The organism is Oscillibacter sp. UBA6647 (assembly GCA_002455655.1).
In the GTDB taxonomy this organism is placed as follows: Bacteria; Bacillota; Clostridia; order Oscillospirales; family Oscillospiraceae; genus Oscillibacter.
Genome location: DKLF01000101.1, coordinates 1 through 3,265, shown reverse-complemented (window position 1 = coordinate 3,265; position 3,265 = coordinate 1). Strand labels below are relative to the sequence as shown.

At 58.3% G+C, this 3,265-nt stretch carries 5 protein-coding genes; all 5 read left to right on the top strand.

Annotation, left to right across the window (positions count from 1 at the left end; all coding sequences use genetic code 11):
* The first annotated feature begins 178 nt into the window (after positions 1–178).
* Positions 179–760 (top strand): ribosome biogenesis GTP-binding protein YihA/YsxC, encoded by a 582-nt coding sequence (gene yihA, locus B2W96_RS07665; protein ID WP_293009699.1) that lies wholly within the window; start codon positions 179–181, stop codon positions 758–760.
* Between the two features lie 129 nt (positions 761–889).
* Positions 890–1,606, top strand: a complete 717-nt coding sequence (gene pyrH / locus B2W96_RS07660; RefSeq protein WP_293009697.1) for a UMP kinase — start codon at positions 890–892, stop codon at positions 1,604–1,606.
* Positions 1,607–1,611: 5 nt separating this feature from the next.
* The gene (gene frr, locus B2W96_RS07655; protein WP_293009696.1) at positions 1,612–2,169 is read left to right on the top strand and encodes a ribosome recycling factor; all 558 of its coding nucleotides are present in this window, start codon (positions 1,612–1,614) and stop codon (positions 2,167–2,169) included.
* On the top strand, positions 2,169–2,921 hold the full coding sequence (locus B2W96_RS07650; RefSeq protein ID WP_293009698.1) for an isoprenyl transferase: 753 nt from the start codon (positions 2,169–2,171) through the stop codon (positions 2,919–2,921). Before frr ends, B2W96_RS07650 begins: the two co-directional genes overlap by 1 nt.
* A gap of 27 nt (positions 2,922–2,948) precedes the next feature.
* On the top strand, positions 2,949–3,265 hold a 317-nt coding region (locus tag B2W96_RS07645; protein WP_293009695.1), incomplete at its 3' end, for a hypothetical protein.

Here is a 3,265-nt window from a genome sequence, read left to right as displayed (position 1 = left end):
GGAGACGCATTGCGGCAATAAGAATATGTTTGGCGGGGCCGCGCATGCGGCTTCGGTGCGGCGCGCGGCAGAGGGCGCGCGATGGGGACCGGCGGCTTTGTCACCGGTCCCGTCCCCGCGCTTTGCGGGGCGGAGTATTTAAAAATAAAAGTGAGGAAGTGAGTTCCCGGTGAATTTTATGAAAGCGGAATTTGTCCGCTCGGCGGCAGACCCCAAGGATTTCCTGCGGGACGGACTGCCACAGATGGCCTTTGCGGGCCGGTCCAATGTGGGTAAGTCCTCGGTGATCAACCGTCTGGTGGGGCGGAGGAACCTTGCCTATGTGGGTGCGACGCCGGGAAAGACCACCCAAATCAACTATTTCAAGGTTGACGGCAAAGCATGGCTGGTGGATTTGCCGGGATACGGCTATGCAAAGGTGAGCCGGACGGAAAAAGAGCGGTGGGGCCGTCTGATGGAGCGCTATTTTCAGGACGAGGGCGACATTCTTACCGTGGGCGTTCTGATTGTGGACGCCCGCCACAAGCCCACCGCCGACGACGTGACTATGCACGGCTGGTTCCGGGAGAGCGGCTGCCCCGAGATCGTGATTGCCAACAAATTGGACAAGCTGAAGGCCCGTGAGGTGGAGGCAAATCTGGCCCTCATCCGCCAGACGCTGGAAATGGTGGACGACGAGCCTCTTGTGCCCTTTTCCGCAGAGAAAGGCACGGGACGGGAGCAACTTATTGGTCTGCTTGAGGCTGCCTGCGCAAAGTGAAATAGCGGCAGCGGCACAGGGGGCGGCAGTCTCCTGTGCTTTTTCTTGAAAAAACTTGCTTTTCCCCTTTCCAAAGGCTGTGAAATTTGATAGAATAACGCTATCTGAAATACAACGGAGGTTTGCAAGATGGCAAAACCTGTATACAAGCGCGTCCTGCTGAAAATCAGCGGAGAGGCGTTGGCTGGGGATAAGCACACGGGTCTTGATTTTGAAGTGATCGGCAGAGTGTGCGACGTGATTGGACAGTGCATCGCCATGGGCGTTCAGGTGGGCGTCGTGGTGGGCGGCGGAAACTTCTGGCGCGGAGTGAAGGACGGCGGCGGAAAGATGGAGCGCACCCGGGCAGACCACATGGGTATGCTGGCAACAGTTTTAAACTGCCTTGCGGTGGCCGACGTGATGGAGCAGCGGGGCGTGGAGGTTCGGGTGCAGACCGCCGTGGAGATGCGGTCCTTTGCCGAGCCTTATATCCGCTCCAAGGCCATCCGCCACCTTGAAAAGGGCCGTGTGGTGATTTTCGGCTGCGGCACTGGAAACCCCTATTTCTCAACAGACACCGCCGCTGTTCTGCGGGCGGCTGAAATTGGGGCGGATGTGATTCTGCTTGCCAAAAATGTGGACGGCGTGTATTCCGCCGACCCGGCGAAGGACCCCTCCGCAGTGAAATACGACTCGATTACCTATGACGACGTGCTGGCCCAGCATCTGACGGTGATGGACTCCACGGCTACGTCCCTGTCCATGGACAACCACATTCCCGTGCTTTTGTTTGCCCTGAAGGACCCTGAGAATATTATCCGCGCCGTGTGCGGGGAAAAAATCGGAACGATCGTGAAGGAGTGACCGTTATGCAGAAAGAGGAGTACAAGATTTACGAGGACAAGATGAAAAAGAGCGTCGAGTCCGTGGCGGCGGATTTCGCCGCCGTGCGTGCCGGCCGGGCCAACGCCGCCGTGCTGGACCGCATCAGCGTGGATTATTACGGGACCCCCACGCCGATTCAGCAGATTGCCTCCATCGCCTCGCCGGACCCCCGGTCTTTGGTGATTCAGCCCTGGGACGCATCGGCCTTGAAGTCCATTGAAAAGGCCATCCAGAATTCCGATCTGGGCATCAATCCGCAGAATGACGGAAAGAGCCTGCGTCTGGGCTTTCCCCAACTGACGGAGGAGCGTCGCAAGGAACTGGTGAAGCAGATTCACAAATACGCGGAAAATGGCAAGGTGGCTGTACGCAACATCCGCAGAGATGCCATGGAAGCGTTTAAAAAACTGGAAAAGGCCACGGAAATTACCGAAGACGATTTGAAGCAGGCGGAGAAAGACCTTCAGAAAATGACGGACGATAGCTGCAAAAAGCTGGAAGAAATGCTTGCTGCCAAAGAAAAGGAATTGATGGCAATTTGATGATCAACGAAATTTCAGGCAAGCAGGCGGGGCAGGTGGACAAAAGCCGCCTGCCCCGCCACATTGCCATTATCATGGACGGCAACGGCCGCTGGGCGAAAAAGCGGGGCTTGCCCCGCACCGCCGGACACAAGGCCGGGGCGGAAACCTTTCGTAAAATTGCCACCTACTGCAAGAATCTGGGCGTTGAGTATTTGACGGTGTACGCCTTTTCCACGGAGAACTGGAAACGGTCCGAAACCGAGGTGGGCGCCATCATGACGCTTTTAAGGCGGTATCTTCTGGAAGCCATCGACTCCATGGAACGGGACAGCATCCGACTGAAATTTTTCGGTGACATGACGGCTATCCCCGCCGAGCTCCGGGCTTTGGCCCGGGAAACGGATGAAATTACGGAGCATTTGGGCCGGGACGCCTTTCAGGCCAACATCTGCTTGAATTACGGCGGACGGGACGAGCTTTTGCGGGCCGCGCGGCGCTTTGCCGCCGACTGCGCCGCCGGGCTGTGCAAGCCCGAAGAACTGGACGAGGCCGCTTTTTCCGGATATCTGGACAGCGCGGGAGTTCCGGACCCGGAGCTGATTATCCGCCCCAGCGGGGAGCTGCGGTTGAGCAATTTCCTGCTTTGGCAGTGCGCTTATTCCGAGTTTTATTACACCGATACTCTCTGGCCGGACTTTGACGAGGCGGGGATTGACCGGGCCGTGGCGGCCTATCAGAAACGGGACCGCCGGTTCGGCGGCGTGAAGTGAGCTGCTTCACAGATAAGGATTGATGGTATGTTCAAACGGGTGATGGTGGCGGTGCTCGGCATTCCGGCGCTGATTTTCGTTTTGGGGTTTGCGCCCTCTGCGGCCACCGTGGCGCTGAGCATGGCTCTATGCGGTGTGGGCGCGTGGGAATTGGCCCGCGCGGTGCTGAAAAAAGGCGGAGAGAAGCTCCAGCGGCTGACGGTTCTGGCGGCAACGGTGATACCGGTGGTCCTCTATGAGGAATTTGGCGCAGGCGGGGACGGAAAAGCGCGGCTGGAGATTTTTGCGGACATTCCGCGCCCCGCTGTGCTGGAAAACCTGCCGCTGACGGCGGCGCTGGCGCT

Coding starts and splice junctions, on each gene's coding strand:
- yihA (WP_293009699.1), top strand. CDS start 179: ATGAAAGCGGAATTTGTCCGCTCGGCGGCAGACCCCAAGGATTTCCTG.
- pyrH (WP_293009697.1), top strand. CDS start 890: ATGGCAAAACCTGTATACAAGCGCGTCCTGCTGAAAATCAGCGGAGAG.
- frr (WP_293009696.1), top strand. CDS start 1,612: ATGCAGAAAGAGGAGTACAAGATTTACGAGGACAAGATGAAAAAGAGC.
- B2W96_RS07650 (WP_293009698.1), top strand. CDS start 2,169: ATGATCAACGAAATTTCAGGCAAGCAGGCGGGGCAGGTGGACAAAAGC.